The organism is Pseudomonas sp. E141 (genome assembly GCF_052659885.1).
Map to the genome: position 1 here is coordinate 4681083 of NZ_CP084024.1, position 22130 is coordinate 4703212.

Below are 22130 nucleotides of genomic sequence, written 5' to 3' on the forward strand. Positions count from 1 at the left end.
ACCTTTGCTGAACACCAATCACCCGTATCCCCCTGATACATTTCATCAATCGGCCTGACGACGCAGGAATGCCGGGATGTCCAGGTAATCCAGATCGTCTTGCGGATTCATCTTCGCGGCAGTCGCAGCACCGGCCTGAGCCTGGTTGCGCATGACGGTCGGACGGTCCAGGTCACGGTAGTTCACCGCGGGTTGTTCCTGACGAGCGGCTGCTTGTTGCTGCGGCTGCGATGCCAGGGAGGTCTGAACGGTGTTGTCGATCACCTTCATCGGTTTCTCGATTTTCGCGCCCAGGCCAGTGGCAACCACGGTCACGTGCAGCTCGTCACGCATGTCAGGATCGATCACGGTGCCGACCTTGACCATGGCGTGGTCGGAAGCGAACGCTTCGATGATGCTACCCACGTCGGAGTACTCGCCCAGGGACAGGTCCGGACCGGCGGTGATGTTCACCAGGATGCCACGGGCGCCCTGCAGGTTGACGTCTTCGAGCAACGGGTTGCGGATAGCCGCTTCGGTAGCTTCGCGAGCACGGTTCGGACCGCTGGCGCAGCCAGTGCCCATCATCGCCATGCCCATTTCGGACATCACGGTGCGTACGTCGGCGAAGTCGACGTTGATCATGCCTGGACGCTTGATGATGTCGGAGATACCGCGAACGGCACCGGCCAGTACGTCATCGGCCTTGGCGAAAGCCGACAGCAGGCTTGCGTCCTTACCCAGGATGGTCAGCAGCTTCTCGTTGGGAATGGTGATCAACGAGTCGACGCTTTCGCTCAGTGCGCGGATGCCCTCATCGGCAATCTGCATGCGCTTGCGGCCTTCGAACGGGAATGGACGGGTCACCACCGCAACGGTGAGGATGCCCATTTCCTTGGCTACTTCGGCGATGATCGGCGCCGCACCGGTACCGGTACCGCCGCCCATGCCAGTGGTGATGAACACCATGTTGGTGCCAGCCAGGACTTCAGCGATGCGCTCGCGGTCTTCCAGGGCAGCCTGACGGCCAACCTCGGGATTGGCGCCGGCACCCAGGCCTTTGGTCACGCCGGTACCCAGTTGAAGGATGGTTCGCGCGCCGATGTTTTTCAGCGCTTGAGCATCAGTGTTGGCGCAAATGAATTCGACGCCTTCGATGTTGCTCTTGACCATGTGGTTGACAGCGTTGCCGCCGCCACCGCCGACACCGATTACCTTGATAACCGGGCTAGCGGGGATGTTGTCTACGAGTTCGAACATTTTCCCTCTCCTTTCATTCTCTAGTTTTTTCGCCTACTGCGTTTGTTGCATCTTCCAGTGCCAAGCCAGAGGCTCGTCGCTTGAAGCTTTAAACCTGTTGCTAAAAATTGCCCTTCACCCAAGCCTGGAGCCGCTCGAAAAGCGGCGCCTTCGGCTCGTCGCTGTTGTAGCTGTCGCGGCTGCCGATGCCCGAGAACGAAACCCCGTCGGACTGCTTCTGCAGGCCGTACATCAACAGGCCCACGCCGGTGGAGTAAATCGGGTTGCGGACCACGTCATCCAGGCCCTTGACGCCATGGGGCACGCCCAGGCGCACCGGCATGTGGAAAATCTCTTCGGCCAGTTCGACCGCGCCTTCCATCTTCGACGTACCGCCGGTCAGCACGATGCCGGCCGGGATCAGGTCTTCGTAGCCACTGCGACGCAGCTCAGCCTGGATCAGCGTGAACAGCTCGTCGTAACGCGGCTCGACCACTTCGGCCAACGCCTGGCGGGACAACTCGCGCGGAGGACGTTCGCCAACGCTTGGCACTTTGATGGTTTCACCGGCACCGGCCAGTTTCGCCAGGGCGCAGGCGTAGCGGATCTTGATTTCTTCGGCGTACTGGGTCGGAGTGCGCAAGGCCATGGCGATGTCGTTGGTGACCTGATCACCGGCAATCGGGATCACTGCCGTGTGGCGGATCGCGCCTTCGGTGAAGATCGCGATGTCGGTGGTGCCGCCGCCGATGTCCACCAGGCACACGCCCAGTTCCTTCTCGTCGTCAGTCAGTACCGAGTAGGCCGAGGCCAGTTGCTCGAGGATGATGTCGTCGATTTCCAGGCCGCAACGGCGCACGCATTTCTCGATGTTCTGCGCGGCGTTCACGGCACAGGTCACCACGTGGACCTTGGCTTCCAGGCGCACGCCGGACATGCCCAGGGGCTCACGCACGCCTTCCTGGTTATCGATCACGTAATCCTGCGGCAGGGTGTGCAGCACACGCTGGTCGGCCGGGATCGCCACGGCCTGCGCCGCGTCGAGCACGCGCTCAAGGTCAGCGGAGCTGACTTCACGGTCACGAATCGCCACGATGCCGTGGGAGTTCAGGCTGCGGATGTGATTACCTGCCACACCGACGAACGCTGAGTGGATCCGGCAACCGGCCATCAGCTGCGCTTCTTCAATGGCGCGCTGGATCGATTGCACGGTGGACTCGATGTTCACCACCACGCCTTTTTTCAAGCCACGGGACGGGTGGGTACCGATCCCGACGATGACCAGCGTGCCGTCGTCCGCGACCTCGCCTACCAGCGCAACCACCTTGGAAGTGCCGATATCCAGACCGACGATCATTTTTCCGCTTTGCACGTTTGCCATGGGTCCTGCCTCTTCTTAATTCTTCGCGACGGCGGGTTCAGCCGTCGTGGGCGCTACAGGTTCCCGCCAGCCAACAGCCAGGCCGTTGGCGTAGCGCAGATCGATGCGCGCGATGTTCGTAATCTGGTCTTTGAGCGTCTTGTCATAGATGGCAATGAAGCGGCGCATCTTTTCCACCTGGTTGCCGCGCCCGAGCAGCAGCTCGATGCCCGGCCCCGAGCTGCCCGCGCCAGTGGTCAGGAACCAGCTGCCGCGCTCACGCAACTCCAGGCGCGCGATGGAGAAGCCCAGCGGCCGCAACATCTGACTCAACACCTGGTACTGCTGCATTACTTTCTGCTGGGCCCGCTGAGGACCGAACAGTTGTGGCAAATGTTCGTAGTTGGCCAGTTCCCGCGGCGTGAACGCCTGACCCTGGTTGTTCAACAGCGACTCGTCACCCCAGCGGGCCACGGGCAGTTGTTCTTCCAGGCGGATCGATACCTGGTCAGGCCATACCCGCCGCACTTCGGCATGGGCGATCCAGGGCATCTGCTCCAGTTCCTTGCGCATGCCCGCCAGGTCGATGGTGAAGAAGCTCGACGCCACGAATGGGGCGATCCGCTGCTGCACTGCTTGCTGACTGATGTAGCTCAGGTCGCCCTGCACATTGATCCGGGCGATCGGCCGATCCGCATAGGGCAGCAACCGCTGAGCCCCTTCATACGTACCGAACCCCAACGCCACCAACAACACCGGCCAGAACAGACTCTTGAGAAAACCGAAGTTGGCTTTCGGCAGGCGCGCCGACATCGGCTCTTTGGCCACCATTCGGCTGGCACCCCGCGGCACCGGCTTGCGACCGGGTGCGGATGGCTGATGACGAAGCGATGCGCCTTGCATGCTTAACCTCTTGGCTCTTGAGAGCCGACACTGGCGGCCAGGATCGACAGCACCAGTTGCTGGAAATCCAGGCCGGCGGCACGGGCAGCCATCGGTACCAGGCTGTGATCGGTCATGCCTGGGGCGGTGTTGACTTCCAGGAACCAGAACTGCCCGTCGGCGTCCTGCATCACATCCGCCCGGCCCCAACCGGCAATACCCAGCGCCTCACAGGCCTTGGCCGTGAGGTCCATCAGTTGTTTTTCCTTGGCGCTGTCCAGCCCGCATGGAATGCGGTACTGGGTGTCATTGGCCACGTACTTGGCGTCGTAGTCGTAGAACGTGTGCGGCGTGCCCAGGGCAATCGGGGGCAACACCTGGTCACGCAGGGTGGCGATGGTGAACTCGGGACCGGTGATCCACTGCTCGACCAACACTTGCGAATCGTAGGAACTGGCGTCTTTCCATGCCGCGGTCAACTCAGGCAGCGAAGTCACTTTCGCCATGCCGATACTTGAACCTTCATGGGCCGGTTTGACGATCAAAGGGAAGCCCAGTTCCGTGGCCGCCGAAATACAATCGGCCTCGGATGCCAGCACGGCGTGACGGGGCGTGGGAATGCCGAGACTGTGCCAGACCTGCTTGGTGCGCAGTTTGTCCATGGCCAAGGCAGACGCCAGGATGCCGCTGCCGGTGTAGGGAATACCCAGGCATTCGAGCAGGCCCTGCATGCTGCCGTCTTCGCCGCCGCGGCCATGGAGAATGATGAACGCGCGGTCGATTTTTTCGTTCAGCAGGCGCTGCAAAAAGTCGTCGCCTACGTCGATGCCGAACGCGTCGACACCGGCGCTTTGCAGGGCTTGCAGCACGGCGTTGCCAGACTTGAGGGACACTTCGCGCTCGGCGCTCTTGCCGCCGAACAGCACGGCGACGCGGCCGAAGGCTTTCGGGTCCAGGGTCGAAACCAGGTTGGCGTAGGCAGCAGTCATTTCAGTTTCCCCTCGCTGGATGCCACGATTGCCCCGGCGAATAACGGACTTTTCAACAGTTTCGGGGCCAGGCCACCGATGTCACCGGCGCCTTGGCACAGCAGGATGTCGCCAGCGCGCAGCAGCGGTTTGACCAGCGGAGCGAGGTCCACGCCGCGCTCGATGTAGATCGGGTCCAACTGACCGCGTTGGCGAATGCTGTGGCACAGCTGACGGCTGTCGGCACCCGGGATCGGCTCTTCGCCGGCCGGATAGACTTCCATCAGCAGCAGCACATTGGCGTCGGCCAAAACCTGGACGAAATCGTCGTACAGGTCGCGGGTACGGCTGTAGCGGTGCGGCTGGTAGACCATCACCAGGCGACGCTCCGGCCAGCCACCGCGCACGGCCTTGATCACCGCCGCGACTTCGGTCGGGTGGTGGCCGTAATCGTCCACCAGCATCACGTTGCCGCCGTCCACCGGCAGTTCGCCGTAGACCTGGAAACGTCGTCCCACGCCCTGGAACCCGGACAGGCCCTGGACAATGGCTTCGTCACTGACACCTTCGTCGGTGGCGATGCAAATGGTGGCCAGGGCATTGAGCACGTTGTGGTTGCCCGGCATGTTCACCGACACATCCAGCGGCTCGCGGTCAGGGCGCAGCACCGTGAAGAACGTCTGCATGCCCTGCTGGCGCACGTTGATGGCGCGCACGTCGACTTCTTCGCCAAAACCGTAGGTCACGGTCGGGCGCTTAATCAGCGGCAGGATCTCGCGCACCACCGGATCGTCCAGGCACACCACTGCCAAACCGTAGAACGGCAGGTTGTGGAGGAACTCGACGAAGGTTTTCTTCAGTTTGTTGAAGTCACCGTCGTAGGTCGCCATGTGGTCGGCGTCGATGTTGGTGACCACGGCCACCAGCGGCTGCAGGTGCAAGAAGCTCGCATCGCTTTCGTCGGCTTCGGCGATCAGGTAACGGCTGGTGCCCAGCTGGGCATTGGTACCCGCGGCATTCAGGCGACCGCCGATCACGAAGGTCGGGTCCAGACCACCGGCAGCGAACACCGAGGCGATCAGGCTGGTGGTGGTGGTCTTGCCATGGGTACCGGCAACGGCGATGCCGTGGCGATAACGCATCAGTTCGGCCAGCATCTCGGCACGCGGCACCACGGGAATGCGCCGCTCCAGGGCGGTCGCAACTTCCGGGTTGGAGGTGTTCACGGCGCTGGAGACCACCAGCACATCAGCGTTGGCGGCGTTCTCGGCACGGTGGCCGATGAAAATCTGCGCGCCAAAGGACTCCAGGCGCTCGGTAACCGGCGAGGCTTTCAGATCGGAACCGGAAACCTCATAGCCCAGGTTCAGCAACACTTCGGCGATCCCGCACATGCCCACGCCGCCGATACCGACGAAATGGATACGGCGGATACGGCGCATTTCCGGTTGCGGCATGGCTTTGCGATTCTCAACCATGGGCCACCTCCAGGCAGGTATCGACCACTTGGGCCGTGGCGTCGGGTTTGGCCAGGCGACGGGCGGCGCGGGCCATGTCTTCGATTGTTTGCGGTTGCATCAAAACCTCTGTCAGGCGCGCGGCAAGATCCGCGGCACCAGTCGTTCTTTGCGGCATCAGGAAGGCAGCGCCTTCACGGGCCAAATAATCGGCGTTGCGGGTCTGGTGGTCGTCGATGGCGTGGGGCAAAGGCACCAGCATCGAGGGCAGACCGGCGGCAGCCAGTTCGCTGATGGTCAACGCGCCTGCGCGGCAGACCACCAGGTCGGCCCAGCCATAGGCTTGGGCCATGTCTTTGATGAAAGGCTGCACTTGCGCCTCGACGCCTGCGGCGCGATAACGCTCGGCGGTGATTTCATCGTGGTTTTTGCCGGCCTGGTGAAACACCTCGGGCCGCAGTTCGGGAGCGACCTGCGACAAGGCTTCGGGCAGCAATTTGTTCAACGGCTCCGCCCCCAGGCTTCCGCCCAGGATCAGCAAACGCGCCTTGCGTCCGGCCAGGGCCGGGCGCGGTGTATCGAGGAACAGCTCGGTACGCACCGGGTTACCGGTGGTACGACGGCTGCCCGACAGGGTAAAGGTGTCGGGAAAGGCTTCACAGACTCGAGCGGCCAACGGCACCAGTAACCGATTGGCGGTACCGGCCACGGCGTTCTGCTCGTGAACGATAACCGGCACACCGGCCAGTTTTGCCGCAACACCGCCAGGACCAGTCACATAACCACCAAAGCCCACCACGCATACCGGCCGCAACCGACGAATGATCGCCCGGGCCTGCCAGATCGACTTGAGCAGCATCAGCGGCGCCTTGAGCAGCGACAACTTGCCTTTGCCCCGCAGGCCGCTGGCGCTGATCCGATGCAGTTCCAGGCCGGCGGCGGGCACCAGCTCGTTTTCGATGCCCCGTGGCGTGCCCAGCCAGTGCACGGTGTAACCGCGCGCCTGGAACTCCCGGGCACAGGCCAGCGCCGGGAACACATGCCCCCCGGTTCCGCCGGCCATGATCAGCACGTTAGCGCCCATGAGTCGGCTCCTCGGCGAAGTCGCTCTCCTGGAATTCCATCTCTTCGCTGCCCAGGTGGGTTCGACTCTCCCATTCGATGCGCAACAACAAGCCCAGACAGGCACAGCAAATCACCAGGGAACTGCCGCCGTAACTGAGGAACGGCAGCGTCAGGCCTTTGGTTGGCAACAGGCCGACGTTCACGCCGATGTTGATCAGGAACTGACCGATCCACAGGAACGACAAGCCATACGCCACGTACGCGGCGAAATACTGCTTGGCCCGCTCGGCCCACAAACCGATGTACATGCCGCGCACACAGACAAATACGAACAACCCGACGGTGAGCAGCGAACCGACCACGCCCAGTTCTTCGGCCAATACCGAGAACACGAAGTCGGTATGGGCTTCGGGCAAATAGAACTGCTTCTGCACGCTGTTGCCCAGGCCTACGCCCAGCCATTCGCCGCGACCGAAGGCGATCAGGGCCTGGGTCAATTGATAACCGGAACCGAACTGGTCGGCCCACGGGTCGGTGAACGTGATCAGACGCGCCATCCGGTAAGGTTGCGCTTGCACCAGCACCGTCACCGCGCCGACCGCCAGCGCCACCATCAGGGTGAAGCGAAACAGCCCGACACCGCCGAGGAACAACATCGCCGCTGCGGCCCCCATCATCACCACCGTGGCGCCGAAATCCGGCTCCATCAGCAGCAGGCCGGCCATCGGCAGCAACACAATGAACGGCTTGAAAAAACCCATCCAGCTCTCGCGCACTTCTTTCTGACGACGCACCAGATACCCGGCGAGGTAGATCACCACGAAGACCTTGGCGATTTCCGAAGGCTGTACGTTGAAGAAGCTGAAGCCGATCCAGCGCATCGAGCCGTTGACCTCGCGACCGATGCCCGGCAACAGCACCATCACCAACAGACCAAAGGCACCGAGCAACATCATCCAGCCCAGGCGTTGCCAGGTGGCGATCGGCACCATCATGGTGACAATGCACGCGACCAAACCGATCACCAGGTAAATCAGGTGACGAATCATGTGATAAAGGGTGTTGCCCGATTGCACGGCAGCCACTTCCGACGATGCGGAAGTGATCATCACCAGTCCCAGGCCCAGCAGCGCCAGGCAACCGACGAGCATCGGGAAATCCAGGTCGATGCCGCGCCCGGTGATCAGCGGGGATGGGTATGGCTTGATGATGTTCATCAGGTTCATGCCAAGCCCTCCACGGCACGGGCGAACAACTGCCCGCGCTCTTCGTAGTTCTTGAACATGTCGAAACTGGCGCAGGCCGGCGACAACAGCACGGCATCGCCCGACTGTGAGAGGGCGCGGCATTGCTGCACCGCGTCGTCCAGCGAAGCGACGCGAACCAGCGGCACGCCGTCGCCGAGGGCCTGGGCGATCAATTCGCGATCACGCCCCATCAGCACCACGGCCCGGCAGTTGGCCGCCACCGGATCACGCAGATCCTTGAAGTCGGCACCCTTGCCGTCGCCGCCGGCAATCAGCACGAGCTTGCCTTGGATGTCCGCGCCCAGGCCCTCAATGGCAGCCAGCGCGGCACCCACGTTGGTGGCCTTGGAATCGTTGTACCAGGCCACCCCGTCAAGATCGCGAACCCACTGGCAGCGGTGCTCGAGCCCGGCAAACGTGCGCAGGGCCGACAGCATGGCGTCGAACGGCAGACCGACCGCATGTCCCAGGGCCAGCGCCGCCAGGGCATTGGCCTGGTTGTGGGCTCCGCGAATCTTCAACTCGCGCACCGGCATCAGGTTCTGGAATTCGAAGGCCAGGTATTTCTCGCCATTCTCTTCGCGCAACCCGAAGCCTTTGAAATCCGGCACACCGAGGCCGAAGGACCAGCATGGCATGCCCTCGCCCAGCAACGGACGAGTCAGGGCGTCCTGACGGTTGAACACTACCTGCCGAGCCCCCCGGAAAATCCGGTGCTTGGCCAGGTGATAAGCCGGCAGGCCGCTATAGCGGTCCATGTGGTCTTCGCTGATGTTGAGCACGGTCGCCACTTCGGCGCCCAAGTGGTCGGTGGTTTCAAGCTGGAAGCTCGACAACTCCATCACGTACAGCTCGACGTCATCACTGAGCAGATCCAGCGCCGGGGTTCCCAGGTTGCCACCCACGGCAACCCGCTTACCGGCCGCCGCAGCCATTTCACCCACCAGGGTGGTGACGGTGCTTTTTGCGTTGGAGCCGCTGATGGCGATGATCGGCGCCTTGGCGTGACGGGCGAACAGCTCGATGTCACCGGACAACTTCACGCCACGGGCGGCGGCGGCCTGCAAGGCCGGGGTTGCCAGCGCAAGGCCGGGGCTCACGTAGAGCTCGTCGGCGCGGCACAGGAACTCGACATCCAGCTCGCCACAACGCACGTCCACCTGCGGGTAGTCACGACGCAGCGTGGCCAGCTCAGGTGGATTTTCCCGCGTATCGGCCACGGCAAACGACACGCCCCGGTTCGCCAGGAAGCGAACCAGGGACATGCCGCTCTTGCCGAGGCCGACAACGATGCGGAAGTGGTCAGAAGCGATCAGGGACACTCGTTCTACCTCAGCTTCAGGGTGGCAAGGCCGACCAGGACCAGAATCACGGTGATGATCCAGAAACGGACAATCACACGCGGCTCGGGCCAGCCCTTGAGTTCAAAGTGGTGGTGGATCGGCGCCATGCGAAATACCCGGCGGCCGGTCAATTTAAAGGAAGCAACCTGAATGACGACTGACAGCGTCTCCATCACGAACACACCGCCCATGATGAACAGGACGATTTCCTGGCGAACGATGACGGCGATGGTGCCCAGGGCCGCGCCCAGCGCCAGCGCGCCGACATCGCCCATGAAGACCTGCGCCGGGTAGGTGTTGAACCACAGGAAACCCAGGCCGGCACCGATCAGCGCACCGCAGAACACGATCAGCTCGCCCGCCCCCGGCACATAAGGGATCAGCAGGTATTCAGCGAATTTCACGTTACCCGAGAGGTAGCAGAAGATCCCCAGCGCGCCGCCCACCATCACGGTCGGCATGATCGCCAGGCCATCGAGGCCATCAGTCAGGTTGACCGCGTTGCTCGAGCCGACGATCACCAGGTAGGTCAGCACGATGAAGCCTGCCCCCAGCGGGATGCTGTAATCCTTGAGCATCGGCAGGATCAGGGTGGTTTCCACCGGGGAGGCTGCGGTCATATAAAGGAAGATCGCCGCGCCGAGGCCGAATACCGACTGCCAGAAATACTTCCAGCGGCTCGGCAGCCCCCGGGAGTTCTTCTCGATGACCTTGCGGTAGTCGTCGACCCAGCCGATGGCGCCGAACAACAGGGTCACCAGCAATACCACCCACACATACCGGTTCGCCAGGTCGGCCCAGAGCACGGTACTGATGCCAATGGACGACAGGATCAGCGCGCCGCCCATGGTTGGAGTACCGGATTTGGACAGGTGCGATTGCGGGCCGTCGTTGCGGACCGACTGACCGATTTGCAGATTCTGCAAGGTGCGGATCATCCACGGGCCCAGGAACAGCGACAACGACAACGCGGTCAGCACACCCAGGATCCCGCGCAGGGTCAGGTACTGGAAGACCGCGAAGCCTTTGTGGAACTGTTGCAGGTACTCCGCTAGCAGCAGCAGCATTAATGTTTCTCCATACGGGAACCGCACAGCGCCGCGACGATGTTTTCCATCGCGGCACTGCGTGAGCCCTTGATCAATAAGGTGGTGTTCGGGTCCTGCTCGGCGCTCAGGGCCTGAATCAACTCGGCCTGAGTGCTGAAATGCTGTGCGTGTTCGCCAAACGCGGCCACCGCATGGGCCATCATCGGGCCGACGGCATACAGTGCATCGACCTTGCCACGCGCGTAGGCGCCGACATCGTGATGCCCCTGTTGCGCCCATTCGCCCAACTCGCCGATATCTCCCAGCACCAGCACGGTACGGCCGGGGAAACCGGCGAGGATATCGACCGCGGCGCACATGGACGTCGGGTTGGCGTTGTAGGTGTCGTCGATCACGCGCATGCCGTTGCTTGCCAATTGCGCAACGGAACGCCCCTTGACCGGTTGCACCGCGTTCAAGCCGGCCACGATGCCCGGCAACGACACGCCCAAAGCATGGGCCGCAGCCGCAGCGGCCAGGGCGTTGGCGACGTTATGGGTGCCAAGCAGGTTCAACTGGACCCGCTCTGCACCGTCGGGGCTGTGCAGGTTGAAGGCCGGGCAGCCGCGAGCATCGCGGTCCAGGTCGCTGGCGTAAAAATTCGCCGCCACATTGCTCAAGGCAAATGTCAGGACCTTGCGCCCAGCCGCCCGGGTCTTCCAGATTTCGAAGGCCTTGTCGTCAAGATTCAGCACGGCGACGCCATCGGCATCCAGCCCCTCGAGAATCTCGCCCTTGGCCTCAACGATTTTGTCCGGACCACCGAACTCACCGACGTGGGCGGTCCCGGCGTTGTTGATCACGGCCACGTGAGGTTTGGTCATGCCCACGGTGTAGGCGATCTCACCGAGCCGCGAGGCACCGAGCTCAATGACCGCGGCACTGTGTTGCGGTGCCAGTTCCAGCAATGTCAGAGGTACACCCAGGTCATTATTGAGGTTGCCACGGGTCGCCAACACCGGACCGCGGGTACGCAGGATGCTCGCGAGCATTTCCTTGACCGTGGTCTTGCCACTGGAGCCGGTGATGGCCGCGACCGGGTTGCGGTATGCGGCGCGGTTCAATGCACCGAGCTGGCCCAGGGCCTGGCGAGTGTCGTTTACCTGCAATTGCGCCAGCGTGCTGTTGGTCACTTCTCGCTCGACCAGCGCCGCGACCGCACCTTTGGCGGCCACGTCGTTCAGGTAATCGTGGCCGTCGAAACGCGGCCCGGCCAGGGCAACGAACAATTGCCCCGGGGCAATCGCCCGGCTGTCGATGCTCACCCCATCGAAACTGGCGTCTGCTGCGATCAGTCGCGCCTGCAGGGCATTGGTCAGCTCGCTGAGTTTCAAAGCCTTAAGCATGGGCCACCTCCCATGCAGTCAGGGCATGATCGGCTTCCACCAAATCGGAGAAGGCATGGCGTTCGCCGTTGATTTCCTGATAATCCTCGTGGCCTTTACCGGCCAGGACGATGACGTCGTCCGCCGACGCACCGGCAATCAACTGGGCAATGGCCTGGCCGCGACCGGCCACGAAGGTGACGTTATCCACCGCCGAGAAGCCGGCGCGGATGTCGTCGAAAATCTGCGACGGGTCTTCGGTGCGAGGATTGTCGTCGGTGACCACTACGCCGTCGGCCAAGCGCTCCACCACTTCGGCCATCAGCGCACGCTTGCCACGGTCACGATCACCGCCGCAGCCGAACAGGCACAGCAACTTGCCCTTGGCGTGTGGCCGCAGGGCCATCAGGACTTTTTCCAACGCATCCGGGGTATGGGCGTAATCGACCACCACCAACGGTTGCGTTCCGCCGCCCAGCCGTTGCATACGTCCGGCCGGCCCTTCGAGTTTGGGCAGGACCTTGAGGATTTCATCCAGGGCGTAGTCCAGGCCAAGCAAGGCACCCACGGCGGCCAACACATTGCTCAGGTTGAAACGCCCCAACAAGGTGCTGCGCAGGTGGTGTTCGCCTTGAGGTGTAACCAAGGTCGCGCGCACGCCTTCGTCATCGAATTGCGCCTGGCGTACATAAAGGTAGGCGCTGGCATCTTCCAGGCTGTAGGTGATCAACCGGGACTCGCGCTTATCGGCGGCCAATTGCCGGCCGAACGCGTCGTCAAGGTTGAGGACCCGGCACTTCAAGTCATTCCAGGCAAACAACCTGGCTTTTGCTTCGCCGTAAGCCTGCATGGTGCCGTGGTAATCCAGGTGATCGCGCGACAGGTTGGTCAATACCGCGACGTCGAACGCCAGAGCCGTCACGCGCCCCTGATCCAGGCCATGGGAAGAGACTTCCATCGCAACAGCCTTGGCTCCGGCCTTTTTCAGGTCGGCCAGGGTTGCTTGCACGGCGATCGGGTTCGGCGTGGTGTGCAGGCCGCTCTCCAGCGCGCCGTGGAATCCGTTACCCAAGGTCCCGACGATGCCGCAATGCTGACCCAGCAGATCCAGGGCCTGGGCCACCAGTTGGGAAACGCTGGTCTTGCCGTTGGTGCCGGTCACGCCAATCAGGTTCAAGTGACGACTCGGGTCGCCGTAAAAACGCCCGGCAATGTCCGACAACTGGGCCGCCAGGCCCTTGACCGGAATCAGCGGCACATCAGTGATCGGTAGCACGGTCGCGCCGTCGACTTCATAAGCCACGGCAGCCGCGCCGCGCTTCAAGGCGTCGGCGATGTGGGCGCGACCGTCGAACCGGGCACCCGGTACGGCCAGGAACAGATCCCCGGCGCGCACGTGGCGGCTGTCCAGGGCCAATTCGCGAATCAGCAGATCGTGGCCGGCATGGGCAAAAATCTTGTTCAAGCTCAGGGACATCAGCCACGCCCTCCTTCGGCTTTCAAGGGTACGACCGGCGCGGTATTGGCTTGCTGGGTCGGCGGCAGGTTATCCGGGGTGATATTCATCAGGCGCAGGGTGCCGGACATCACTTTGCTGAACACCGGTGCCGAAACCAGCCCCCCGAAGTAGCCGGCCTTGCTCGGTTCGTCGATGACCACCACGACGGCGTAGCGCGGGTCGCTCATCGGGCCGAAACCGGCGAACAGCGAACGGTAGGAATTCTCGGCATAGCCCTTGACGCCCGCGGAGGTTTTGCGGGCCGTACCCGACTTGCCAGCCACGTGATAGGCCGGCACCTGGGCGCGGTACACCCCACGCGGCGCTTCGATCACCTGTTGCAGCATGCCTTGCATCGTCTTGGCGACGTCCTCCGGAATGACCTGAGTGGCCTCCGGGGCCTTGTCGGTTTTGATCAGCGACAGCGGAGTCATGCGGCCGTTGTTGGCCAGCACCGAAAACGCGTGGGCCAACTGGATCGCGGTCACGGAAACACCGTAGCCGTATGACAACGTGGCCGTTTCGGCCTTGCGCCACTCACGGTAGTTCGGCAGATTGCCGACCCGCTCGCCAGGAAAGCCCAGGCCAGTGCCCTGGCCAAGACCGATTTTCTGGGCAAGACGGTAAATCGTTTCCCCACCGATATCGAAGGCGATCTTGCTCATGCCCACGTTACTGGAGTTGATCAGGATGCCGGTCAGATCGAGCACTGGACCTTCGGTCCTGGAAACGTCCCGAATGGTGTACTTGCCGATCTGCAAAGTCCCCGGATATACCTCGACCGTGTCACCCGGCTTCCAGCGCCCGGTTTCCAGGGCCGCCGCCATGGAAACGGCTTTCATGGTCGAGCCCGGTTCGAACACGTCGATCATCGCGCGGTTGCGCATCATCGCCGGTTGCAGGTTGCGGCGATTGTTCGGGTTGTAGGTGGGCTGGTTGACCATGGCCAGGATCTCGCCGGTCTTCACGTCGAGAATCACCAGGCTGCCGGCCTTGGCACCGTTCTCGACGATGGCATTGCGCAGCTCACGGTTGGCCAGATATTGCAGGCGCAGATCAATGGACAACGCCAAGGGCTTGCCGGCCTTGGCGTTTTTGGTGACTTGGACATCCTTGATCAGCCTGCCACGCCGATCCTTGATGACCTGACGCTTGCCGGGAACCCCGGCGAGCCATTCGTCGTAGGCCAACTCGACCCCTTCTCGCCCCCGGTCGTCGATGTCTGTAAAGCCGACCATGTGGGCGGTCACTTCACCAGCCGGATAGAAACGCCGGAATTCTTCGATGCCGTAGACACCCGGCACTTTCAGGTCGAGCACCCTCTGGCCTTGCTCGGGCGTCAACCCGCGCACCAGATAGATGAATTCTTTGCTGGCCTGGGCTTCAAGGCGTTCGGCCAGGGCCTTGGGGTCCTGGCCAAGGGCGACGGCAAGGGCCGGCCACTTTTCCTTGGCCTGCTGCATTTCCTTGGCGTTTGCCCACAGGGTAGTCACCGGGGTGCTCACAGCCAACGGTTCGCCATTGCGGTCGGTGATCAGGCCACGGTGAGCCGGGATCGGGATGTGCCGCATGCTACGGGCATCACCCTGCTCTTTGAGGAAGTCACGGTCGACCACTTGCAGATCGATGATCCGCCAGACGATGGCCGCCACCATGATCCCGAGCAGGCCCAGGACCAGGCGGAAGCGCCACGGAAAGAGTGCCCCTTCGAGCTTCATCATGGCGCCACCATCTGCACTTCGGCAGCCCCGGGAATGCGCATTTTCAGCTGTTCGGTCGCCAGTACTTCGATGCGGCTATGGGCGGTCCAGGTGCTCTGCTCCAGGATCAACCGGCCCCACTCGGCCTGGGCCTTGTCGCGCACGCTCAGTTCGCTGTAGAGGGTGTTGAGCAACTGCCGGTTCCAGTGCGCGCTGTAGGACACGGCGATGGCCGACACGAGCACGCCGATAAACAACAGCAGCATGAAAAAGCTGCCGCCAGGCAGGGGCTTGGCGAAGAGCTTGCTCACCGCAACTTCTCCGCAACACGCATGACGGCGCTACGGGCACGCGGGTTGGCCTTGAGTTCAGCCTCGGAGGCGAACTGCGCCTTGCCATGAATCTTGATTTTCGGCACGAAGGCTTCGAAACGCACCGGCAGGTTGCGCGGCAGGTTATCGGCCTCACCCTTGGTGAGCTTGCGCATGAACAGTTTGACGATGCGGTCTTCCAGGGAATGGAAGCTGATCACCACCAGTCGCCCGCCGACTTCAAGTGCTTCAAGTGCCGCCTCAAGGCCGGCCTCCAGATCACCCAGTTCATTATTGACGTGGATGCGCAAACCCTGGAAAGCCCGGGTAGCCGGGTTCTTGCCCTTCTCCCATGCCGGGTTGGCGACTTTGAGCACTTCGGCCAGGTCGCCGGTGCGCTCGAACGGTTTGATATCGCGACGCTCGACCACGGCACGGGCCATGCGACCGGAAAAACGTTCTTCGCCGTATTCCTTGAAAACACGGGCGATTTCTTCCACCGCAGCGGTATTGACGAATTCGGCGGCGCTGATTCCGCGGGACGGATCCATGCGCATATCCAGCGGGCCATCATTGAGAAAACTGAAGCCGCGCTCAGGGTCATCCAACTGCGGCGAAGACACGCCCAGGTCAAGCAAGACGCCACTGACTTTGCCAGCCAGGCCACGCTGGGCGACTTCCGATCCCAGCTCCGCAAAGCTGCGCTGCACAACGACAAAGCGGCCGTCTTCGGCCGCTAGCGCTTGCCCGGTGGCAATCGCTTGAGGATCCTTGTCGAACCCCAGCAGCCGACCGTCCGGACCGAGCTTGCTGAGGATCAGCCGGCTATGCCCGCCGCGCCCGAACGTGCCATCCAGATAGCAGCCATCAGGACGTACGGCGAGAGCCTCGACGGCTTCGTCAAGCAGTACGGTGATGTGGTTAAAGCCGCTATCAATAGTCACAGGATCAAATCACGCAGTTCATCAGGCATGGCGCCCGGTTGTTGAATAGCAGCAAGGTCAGCGGCAGAGACCGCATTCCAGGCATCTTCGTCCCACAGTTGGAACTTGTTCAGTTGGCCCACCAGCATCGCGCGCTTGTCCAGCTTGGCGTATTCGCGCAGGCGCGGCGGAACCAGGAAACGACCGCTGCCATCGAGTTCGAGGTCGACGGCGTTACCGATCAGCAAGCGTTGCAGGCGGCGGTTTTCTTCACGCAGCGAAGGCAGTGCGCGCAGTTTGGTTTCGATGATTTCCCATTCATCAAGAGGGTAAACACACAAACATGGGTCAACGGCGTCGATCGTGACGATTAACTGCCCGGAACTACGCGAAACGAGCTCGTCACGGTACCGGCTCGGCATGGCGAGACGGCCCTTTGCATCGAGACTGATAGCGTTAGCTCCGCGAAACACGTCAGCGTTTCTCCAAAAATTTTGCGTTTTACGCTCAAAAAACCCACTTCATGCCACTTTCCGCCACTTGCGCACACTATAGGAATGCGCCCACCGCACCGTCAAGGCGCGGAGTGAAGGAAAAGCCTTATAGATCGGAGATTTAGGAGCGTATCTGGAGGGGCGATGGGAATCTGACGTAGGATTTTTCGCCACAACTTCAGCGAACACAGGAAGCTGCGCTCAGAAGTTAAAGTGATTTGTTAAGAGTAAGATTTTTTTGGTCTTAGCAATTGCGTCTGCCAGCGATTCTGGCAGGAGGGGAAAAGGTGGAGAGTCGATCTGTAAGCCGGGTTCTGTCTTGAACAGTCATTCGTCTACGATGGCCATCACTGGACATCTTTAGCAACCTACCCGGTCCCAGCGCGGGCCACGCCTTGGGACCCTATTTGGTCTTGCTCCAAGTGGGGTTTACCTAGCCACGAACTGTTGCCAGCCGTGCGGTGCGCTCTTACCGCACCTTTTCACCCTTACCGGCGCCGAAGCGCTTAGGCGGTTATTTTCTGTGGCACTTTCCGTAGGCTCACGCCTCCCAGGCATTACCTGGCACTTCGCCCTATGGAGCCCGGACTTTCCTCCCCCCCTAATTTTCATAGAGGGCAGCGACTGTCCGATCGACTCTCCGCCGCGAAGGTTAACGGCAGAGCGGCCGAAGAACAAGCGCTAAAAGCCCTTGGCCAGCCCCGCGCCCCGGTTTCACTGGCCCTTCTGTTTTTCCAGCGCGACCTGATACAGGACGTTCTTACGCTCGCCGGTAATTTGCGCCGCGAGAGCGGCAGCGCGCTTGAGGGGCATTTCCTCAAGCAGCAGGTCCAGGATGCGCATCGCTTCACTGCTGACGGTCTCTTCATTGTCCGGCGCCGTCCAGCCCGCCACCAGCACGACGCATTCACCGCGCTGCTGGTTGCTATCGCCTTCGACGAAGGCGCGCAACTGCGCCAGCGGCAACCCCTTGAGGGTTTCGAAGGTTTTGGTCAGCTCCCTGGCGAGCAGCGCCGGGCGCTCCGGACCAAACACCAGCTCCATGTCTTGCAGGCATTCAAGGATGCGGTGCGGCGCCTCATAAAAGATCAACGTACGCGGCTCTTCCTTTATAGACTCCAGGCGCGCCCGTCGCCCCACCGCCTTGGCTGGCAGAAAACCTTCGAAAATGAAACGGTCCGACGGCAGGCCCGCCGCCGAAAGGGCTGCGATCAAGGCGCACGCCCCCGGCACCGGCACTACGTTGATACCGGCCGCCCGAGCTTGGCGCACCAGATGATAGCCAGGGTCGGAAATCAGCGGTGTACCCGCGTCGGAAATCAGCGCGACGTTATCGCCCGCCAACAAACGAGTGATAAAACGACTGCCTTCTTCCCGCTCGTTGTGCTCATGACAGGCCGCCAACGGCGTTGAAATGCCGAAATGTTGCAACAAGCGTTGAGAGTGGCGCGTATCTTCGGCCGCAATGAGGGCCACCTCCTGCAGGATTTTCAGCGCCCGGGCACTGATATCGTCCAGGTTGCCGATGGGCGTCGCCACCACATAAAGCGAGCCGGCAGCGGAATTCAAAGCACCTGGAGCAGTCAAAGCGCACACCTCATGATCGGTAAAACCGCCATTGTAGCGCGTAGTGTGCGTCACGACTGCCCGCAGCGCCTCGCTGTCCGGCGACCTGCCGTGCTGCGCCGCAACATTTGAAATACCTAAATTGATCGATTCACGCCACTAACATCGCGCCCCGGCCAGTGCTTGGGTACAATTCGACGCTAATTTGATCTCGTATCAGGAACATTTACATGATCGCTTGCCTGCGGCTGCTCTCCGCCCTCTGCCTCGCTGCCCTTCTGGCGGCCTGCGCCAGCTCGCCCTCCTCCAGCCTTGGCGAACTTCCACGGACCCCGGATGCCAGTATCGAGCAGTTGCTCGAACAGGCCACTCAAAGCAAAACCCCGGAAAAAGCCGCCCTGTTGCGCCTGAGTGCAGCAGACCTGGCCTACCGCCAGGGCAATGCCGGCCAGTCCGCGCAGATCCTGCAACAGGTGCCGATGGAGCAACTCAAGCCCGGCCAGCAGATTTTCGCCAGCACCCTGGCGGCCGAACTGGCAATGACGCGCAATCAACCCAAAGCAGCGCTGAGCGCCCTGAGCCACCCGAGCCTGCAGCACCTGGGCGAGCTACCGGTGGAACAGCAGGTCCGCACCGGCACCGTCCACGCCCGCGCCCTCGAGGCCGATGGCCAGACCCTGGCAGCCGCCAAGGAACGGATCTTCATTGCGCCCCTGCTTGAAAACGAAGCGGCGGCGAAAAACCACGAGGCGATCTGGTCGTTGATCGCCTCGCTGCCCACCGATCAACTGCAACCGACCACCACCGACGACCTGGGTGGCTGGCTGAGTTTGGCCCAGGCTGTAAAAACTGCCGGTACGCTGGAACAGCAACAGGCGGCTATCGACAGCTGGCGCGAGCAGAACCCCAAGCACCCGGCCGCGCTCCAGCTGCCGACGCCGCTGGTCAAGCTCAAGGAACTGGCGAGCCAGCCCCTGAGCAAGATCGCCTTGCTGCTCCCCCAGGATGGCCCGCTGTCCTCGGTCGCAAGAGCTCTGCGCGAAGGTTTCATGGCTGCCCACTATCAGGCCCAACAGGCCGGGCAGAACCCGCCAAGCATTCAGTTTTATGACAGCTCGCGCCTGACCTCCCTGGATGATTTCTATCGCAAGGCGCAGGCCGACGGCGTGCAACTGGTGGTCGGCCCGCTGGAAAAACCCTTGGTCAAGCAGCTCAGCACCCGCCCGCAACTGCCGATCACGACCCTCGCGCTCAATTACAGCGAAGGCGAGCAAGGCCCGGCCCAACTGTTCCAGTTTGGCTTGGCCGCGGAAGACGAAGCCCGCGAAGTATCGCGTCGCGCCCGTACGGACGGCCTGCATCGTGCCGCCGTCATGGTGCCAAAAGGTGAATGGGGCGATCGCGTCCTCAAAGCCTTCAGCGAGGACTGGCAGGCCAATGGCGGCACCATCATCGCTGTCGAACGTATCGATCAACCCGTACAACTGGCCCAGCAGATTGCCGACATGTTCCATCTGCGCCAGAGCGAAGGTCGCGCCAAGCGCCTGCAAAGCACAGTCGACACCGCCGTCGCGGCCCAGCCGTCCCGCCGCCAGGACATCGAATTCCTGTTCCTGGCCTCGACCCCGCAACAGGCCCAGCAGATCAAGCCGACCCTGAACTTCCAGTACGCCGGCGACGTACCTGTGTACGCCACGTCGCATGTGTTCAGCGCCAGTGGCGACCAGAATCAGTACAACGACATGAGCGGCGTGCGCTTCTGCGAAACCCCGTGGCTGCTCGATGCCAACGACCCGCTGCGCAAGCAGGTCACCGCCCAGTGGCCCCAGGCCGGCGGTAGCCTGGGTCGGTTGTACGCGATGGGAGCGGATGCTTATCGTCTGGCTCCGCGCCTGGGTCAGCTAAAGACATTACCGGACACCCGCATCGAGGGGTTGTCGGGCAGCCTGGCAGTGTCGCAGTCCCAGCGCGTGCAACGTCAACTGCCGTGGGCCGAATTCGTCAACGGTCAGGTGCAGCGCCTGCCAGACACTCAGCGCTGATGCCTGACCGATCTCGCCAGCAAAGCGGACGGGATGCCGAGAGCCAGGCTCTCGCGCATCTTCAGCAACAAGGTCTGCGGCTGCTGGCGAAGAACTGGCTGTGTAAACGTGGCGAGCTTGATCTGGTCATGCTTGACGGCGATACAGTAGTATTCGTCGAAGTCCGCTACAGAAAAAATACTCAATGGGGTGGCGCGCTCGACAGCATCGATGCACGCAAGCGCCAGAAGCTGGTTTTCGCCGCGCAGTATTTCCTGCAAATCGAGTCTCGCTGGGCCGATCATCCCTGCCGCTTCGACGTGGTTGCCATCGACAGCAACGCCGATCAGTTGAACTGGTTGCAGAATGCCTTCGACAGTTGAACGTCAACACCCATGACGAGCCGAGCCGGACACCTTCACCCAATTTTTGCTCTTTGCTTTGCGCGCCGCACATGCTTGTGCCGATAAGCCGCGCTACTTAAGGTCACACAGATGGACATGCAATCGCGAATTCGCCAGCTTTTTCAGGCCAGTATCGACACCAAGCAACAGGCGATGGACGTACTTGCACCGCACATCGAGCAAGCCAGCCAAGTGATGGTCAACGCCCTGCTCAACGAAGGCAAAATGCTTTCGTGCGGCAATGGCGGTTCTGCCGGCGACGCCCAGCATTTCTCATCGGAGCTGCTCAACCGCTTCGAGCGCGAGCGCCCCAGCCTGCCGGCCATTGCATTGACCACCGACAGCTCGACGATCACCTCGATCGCCAATGACTACAGCTACAACGAAGTGTTCTCCAAACAGATCCGCGCCCTGGGCCAGCCCGGCGATGTGTTGCTGGCGATCTCCACCAGCGGCAACTCGGCCAATATTATTCAGGCGATCCAGGCCGCACATGATCGCGAAATGATTGTCGTAGCATTGACCGGTCGCGATGGCGGCGGCATGGCGTCACTGCTGTTGCCTGAGGACGTCGAGATTCGCGTACCGGCCAATGTCACTGCACGCATTCAGGAAGTCCACCTGCTGGCGATTCATTGTCTTTGCGACTTGATCGACAGCCAACTGTTCGGGAGTGAAGAATGACCCCTAATCGCCTAGGCCTTCTGGCCCTGACCCTGTGCCTCGGCATCAGCGGCTGCACATCGGTGGTTAACGCCAGCCGGGAAAAGCCGATTGAAGACGACCGCGGCACCCGCACCTTCGGCAGCAAGATCGACGATTCGTTGATCGAAACCAAGGCAGGCGTGAACATCGCCAAGGCCGACCCGGACCTGGACAACAACTCGCACATCGTCGTCACCAGCTTCAACGGTGTCGTGCTGCTGGCCGGCCAGACCCCACGCGCGGACCTCAAGGCCAAGGCCGAACAGGCTGCAAGCGCCGTGCAGCGGGTCAAGACCGTGCACAACGAACTGCAGGTCCTGCCACCTTCCTCGTTGCTGGCGCGTCAGAACGATGCCTGGCTGACTACCAAGATCAAGACGCAGATGCTCACCGACGCCAGCATTCCCGGCTCGCGCATCAAGGTCGTGACTGAGAATGGCATCGTCTATCTGCTGGGGCTGCTGACCAAGCAGGAGGCTGCGCAGGCGACCAATCTGGTGCAAGGGGTTTCCGGGGTGCAGAAGATCGTCAAGTTGTTTGAGTACATTGACTGAT

The 22130-nt window shown here is 61.9% G+C and carries 20 protein-coding genes and 1 other RNA gene; 4 read left to right on the top strand and 17 right to left on the bottom strand.

Annotated features, from left to right (window positions below):
- Positions 1 to 45 precede the first annotated feature (45 nt).
- The 17 genes from ftsZ to rsmI form a co-directional block, all read right to left on the bottom strand.
- Positions 46 to 1239, bottom strand: coding sequence for a cell division protein FtsZ (ftsZ, locus tag GKKCFE_RS20885; protein WP_047228824.1), 1194 nt, complete (start codon positions 1237 to 1239; stop codon positions 46 to 48).
- Between the two features lie 100 nt (positions 1240 to 1339).
- On the bottom strand, positions 1340 to 2599 hold the full coding sequence (gene ftsA / locus GKKCFE_RS20890; RefSeq protein ID WP_076383614.1) for a cell division protein FtsA: 1260 nt from the start codon (positions 2597 to 2599) through the stop codon (positions 1340 to 1342).
- A 15-nt stretch (positions 2600 to 2614) separates the two neighbouring features.
- A complete protein-coding gene (locus GKKCFE_RS20895; protein ID WP_047228822.1) occupies positions 2615 to 3481 on the bottom strand; it encodes a cell division protein FtsQ/DivIB in 867 nt (288 codons plus the stop codon).
- A 2-nt stretch (positions 3482 to 3483) separates the two neighbouring features.
- Complete coding sequence (locus GKKCFE_RS20900) at positions 3484 to 4449, bottom strand: D-alanine--D-alanine ligase (protein WP_076383613.1); 966 nt, start codon at positions 4447 to 4449, stop codon at positions 3484 to 3486.
- The gene (murC, locus tag GKKCFE_RS20905; RefSeq protein ID WP_047228820.1) at positions 4446 to 5906 is read right to left on the bottom strand and encodes a UDP-N-acetylmuramate--L-alanine ligase; all 1461 of its coding nucleotides are present in this window, start codon (positions 5904 to 5906) and stop codon (positions 4446 to 4448) included. Before murC ends, GKKCFE_RS20900 begins: the two co-directional genes overlap by 4 nt.
- On the bottom strand, positions 5899 to 6969 hold the full coding sequence (murG, locus tag GKKCFE_RS20910; RefSeq protein ID WP_445577041.1) for an undecaprenyldiphospho-muramoylpentapeptide beta-N-acetylglucosaminyltransferase: 1071 nt from the start codon (positions 6967 to 6969) through the stop codon (positions 5899 to 5901). The genes murC and murG overlap by 8 nt, the downstream gene beginning before the upstream one ends.
- Entirely contained in the window at positions 6959 to 8176 is a 1218-nt protein-coding gene (gene ftsW / locus GKKCFE_RS20915) for a putative lipid II flippase FtsW (RefSeq protein ID WP_047228818.1), read from the bottom strand. The genes murG and ftsW overlap by 11 nt, the downstream gene beginning before the upstream one ends.
- Positions 8173 to 9519: a UDP-N-acetylmuramoyl-L-alanine--D-glutamate ligase gene (gene murD / locus GKKCFE_RS20920; protein WP_445577042.1), complete on the bottom strand. Its 1347-nt coding sequence runs from the start codon at positions 9517 to 9519 to the stop codon at positions 8173 to 8175. Before murD ends, ftsW begins: the two co-directional genes overlap by 4 nt.
- A gap of 5 nt (positions 9520 to 9524) precedes the next feature.
- On the bottom strand, positions 9525 to 10607 hold the full coding sequence (mraY, locus tag GKKCFE_RS20925) for a phospho-N-acetylmuramoyl-pentapeptide-transferase (protein WP_047228816.1): 1083 nt from the start codon (positions 10605 to 10607) through the stop codon (positions 9525 to 9527).
- Complete coding sequence (locus tag GKKCFE_RS20930) at positions 10607 to 11974, bottom strand: UDP-N-acetylmuramoyl-tripeptide--D-alanyl-D-alanine ligase (RefSeq protein WP_445577043.1); 1368 nt, start codon at positions 11972 to 11974, stop codon at positions 10607 to 10609. Before GKKCFE_RS20930 ends, mraY begins: the two co-directional genes overlap by 1 nt.
- The gene (locus GKKCFE_RS20935) at positions 11967 to 13430 is read right to left on the bottom strand and encodes a UDP-N-acetylmuramoyl-L-alanyl-D-glutamate--2,6-diaminopimelate ligase (RefSeq protein WP_047228814.1); all 1464 of its coding nucleotides are present in this window, start codon (positions 13428 to 13430) and stop codon (positions 11967 to 11969) included. The genes GKKCFE_RS20930 and GKKCFE_RS20935 overlap by 8 nt, the downstream gene beginning before the upstream one ends.
- Positions 13430 to 15169: a peptidoglycan D,D-transpeptidase FtsI family protein gene (locus GKKCFE_RS20940; RefSeq protein WP_171061320.1), complete on the bottom strand. Its 1740-nt coding sequence runs from the start codon at positions 15167 to 15169 to the stop codon at positions 13430 to 13432. The genes GKKCFE_RS20935 and GKKCFE_RS20940 overlap by 1 nt, the downstream gene beginning before the upstream one ends.
- Positions 15169 to 15462: a cell division protein FtsL gene (gene ftsL, locus GKKCFE_RS20945; protein WP_047228812.1), complete on the bottom strand. Its 294-nt coding sequence runs from the start codon at positions 15460 to 15462 to the stop codon at positions 15169 to 15171. The genes GKKCFE_RS20940 and ftsL overlap by 1 nt, the downstream gene beginning before the upstream one ends.
- Complete coding sequence (gene rsmH, locus GKKCFE_RS20950) at positions 15459 to 16406, bottom strand: 16S rRNA (cytosine(1402)-N(4))-methyltransferase RsmH (protein ID WP_047228811.1); 948 nt, start codon at positions 16404 to 16406, stop codon at positions 15459 to 15461. The genes ftsL and rsmH overlap by 4 nt, the downstream gene beginning before the upstream one ends.
- The gene (mraZ, locus tag GKKCFE_RS20955) at positions 16403 to 16858 is read right to left on the bottom strand and encodes a division/cell wall cluster transcriptional repressor MraZ (RefSeq protein ID WP_003205355.1); all 456 of its coding nucleotides are present in this window, start codon (positions 16856 to 16858) and stop codon (positions 16403 to 16405) included. Before mraZ ends, rsmH begins: the two co-directional genes overlap by 4 nt.
- A gap of 308 nt (positions 16859 to 17166) precedes the next feature.
- An RNA gene (gene rnpB / locus GKKCFE_RS20960) (RNase P RNA component class A) lies at positions 17167 to 17519 on the bottom strand.
- A 74-nt stretch (positions 17520 to 17593) separates the two neighbouring features.
- Positions 17594 to 18466, bottom strand: a complete 873-nt coding sequence (gene rsmI, locus GKKCFE_RS20965; protein ID WP_139049184.1) for a 16S rRNA (cytidine(1402)-2'-O)-methyltransferase — start codon at positions 18464 to 18466, stop codon at positions 17594 to 17596.
- A 209-nt stretch (positions 18467 to 18675) separates the two neighbouring features.
- On the opposite strand from rsmI, the gene GKKCFE_RS20970 reads away from it, so the two are divergent.
- The 4 genes from GKKCFE_RS20970 to GKKCFE_RS20985 all read left to right on the top strand — a co-directional run bounded on the left by GKKCFE_RS20970 (position 18676) and on the right by GKKCFE_RS20985 (position 22129).
- On the top strand, positions 18676 to 20487 hold the full coding sequence (locus GKKCFE_RS20970) for a penicillin-binding protein activator (protein ID WP_107321907.1): 1812 nt from the start codon (positions 18676 to 18678) through the stop codon (positions 20485 to 20487).
- Positions 20487 to 20849, top strand: a complete 363-nt coding sequence (locus tag GKKCFE_RS20975; RefSeq protein WP_047228808.1) for a YraN family protein — start codon at positions 20487 to 20489, stop codon at positions 20847 to 20849. Before GKKCFE_RS20970 ends, GKKCFE_RS20975 begins: the two co-directional genes overlap by 1 nt.
- Positions 20850 to 20960: 111 nt before the next feature.
- Entirely contained in the window at positions 20961 to 21554 is a 594-nt protein-coding gene (locus GKKCFE_RS20980; RefSeq protein WP_007928463.1) for a phosphoheptose isomerase, read from the top strand.
- Positions 21551 to 22129 carry a BON domain-containing protein gene (locus tag GKKCFE_RS20985; protein WP_047228807.1) on the top strand — a complete coding sequence of 193 codons (579 nt, stop codon included), beginning with the start codon at positions 21551 to 21553 and terminating at the stop codon, positions 22127 to 22129. The genes GKKCFE_RS20980 and GKKCFE_RS20985 overlap by 4 nt, the downstream gene beginning before the upstream one ends.
- Position 22130: the final 1 nt, after the last annotated feature.

Coding starts and splice junctions, on each gene's coding strand:
- GKKCFE_RS20985 (WP_047228807.1), top strand. CDS start 21,551: ATGACCCCTAATCGCCTAGGCCTTCTGGCCCTGACCCTGTGCCTCGGC.
- GKKCFE_RS20935 (WP_047228814.1), bottom strand. CDS start 13,430: ATGTCCCTGAGCTTGAACAAGATTTTTGCCCATGCCGGCCACGATCTG.
- ftsA (WP_076383614.1), bottom strand. CDS start 2,599: ATGGCAAACGTGCAAAGCGGAAAAATGATCGTCGGTCTGGATATCGGC.
- murG (WP_445577041.1), bottom strand. CDS start 6,969: ATGGGCGCTAACGTGCTGATCATGGCCGGCGGAACCGGGGGGCATGTG.
- GKKCFE_RS20930 (WP_445577043.1), bottom strand. CDS start 11,974: ATGCTTAAGGCTTTGAAACTCAGCGAGCTGACCAATGCCCTGCAGGCG.
- ftsW (WP_047228818.1), bottom strand. CDS start 8,176: ATGAACCTGATGAACATCATCAAGCCATACCCATCCCCGCTGATCACC.
- murC (WP_047228820.1), bottom strand. CDS start 5,906: ATGGTTGAGAATCGCAAAGCCATGCCGCAACCGGAAATGCGCCGTATC.
- GKKCFE_RS20895 (WP_047228822.1), bottom strand. CDS start 3,481: ATGCAAGGCGCATCGCTTCGTCATCAGCCATCCGCACCCGGTCGCAAG.
- GKKCFE_RS20980 (WP_007928463.1), top strand. CDS start 20,961: ATGGACATGCAATCGCGAATTCGCCAGCTTTTTCAGGCCAGTATCGAC.
- GKKCFE_RS20975 (WP_047228808.1), top strand. CDS start 20,487: ATGCCTGACCGATCTCGCCAGCAAAGCGGACGGGATGCCGAGAGCCAG.
- GKKCFE_RS20900 (WP_076383613.1), bottom strand. CDS start 4,449: ATGACTGCTGCCTACGCCAACCTGGTTTCGACCCTGGACCCGAAAGCC.
- mraY (WP_047228816.1), bottom strand. CDS start 10,607: ATGCTGCTGCTGCTAGCGGAGTACCTGCAACAGTTCCACAAAGGCTTC.
- ftsZ (WP_047228824.1), bottom strand. CDS start 1,239: ATGTTCGAACTCGTAGACAACATCCCCGCTAGCCCGGTTATCAAGGTA.
- GKKCFE_RS20940 (WP_171061320.1), bottom strand. CDS start 15,169: ATGAAGCTCGAAGGGGCACTCTTTCCGTGGCGCTTCCGCCTGGTCCTG.
- GKKCFE_RS20970 (WP_107321907.1), top strand. CDS start 18,676: ATGATCGCTTGCCTGCGGCTGCTCTCCGCCCTCTGCCTCGCTGCCCTT.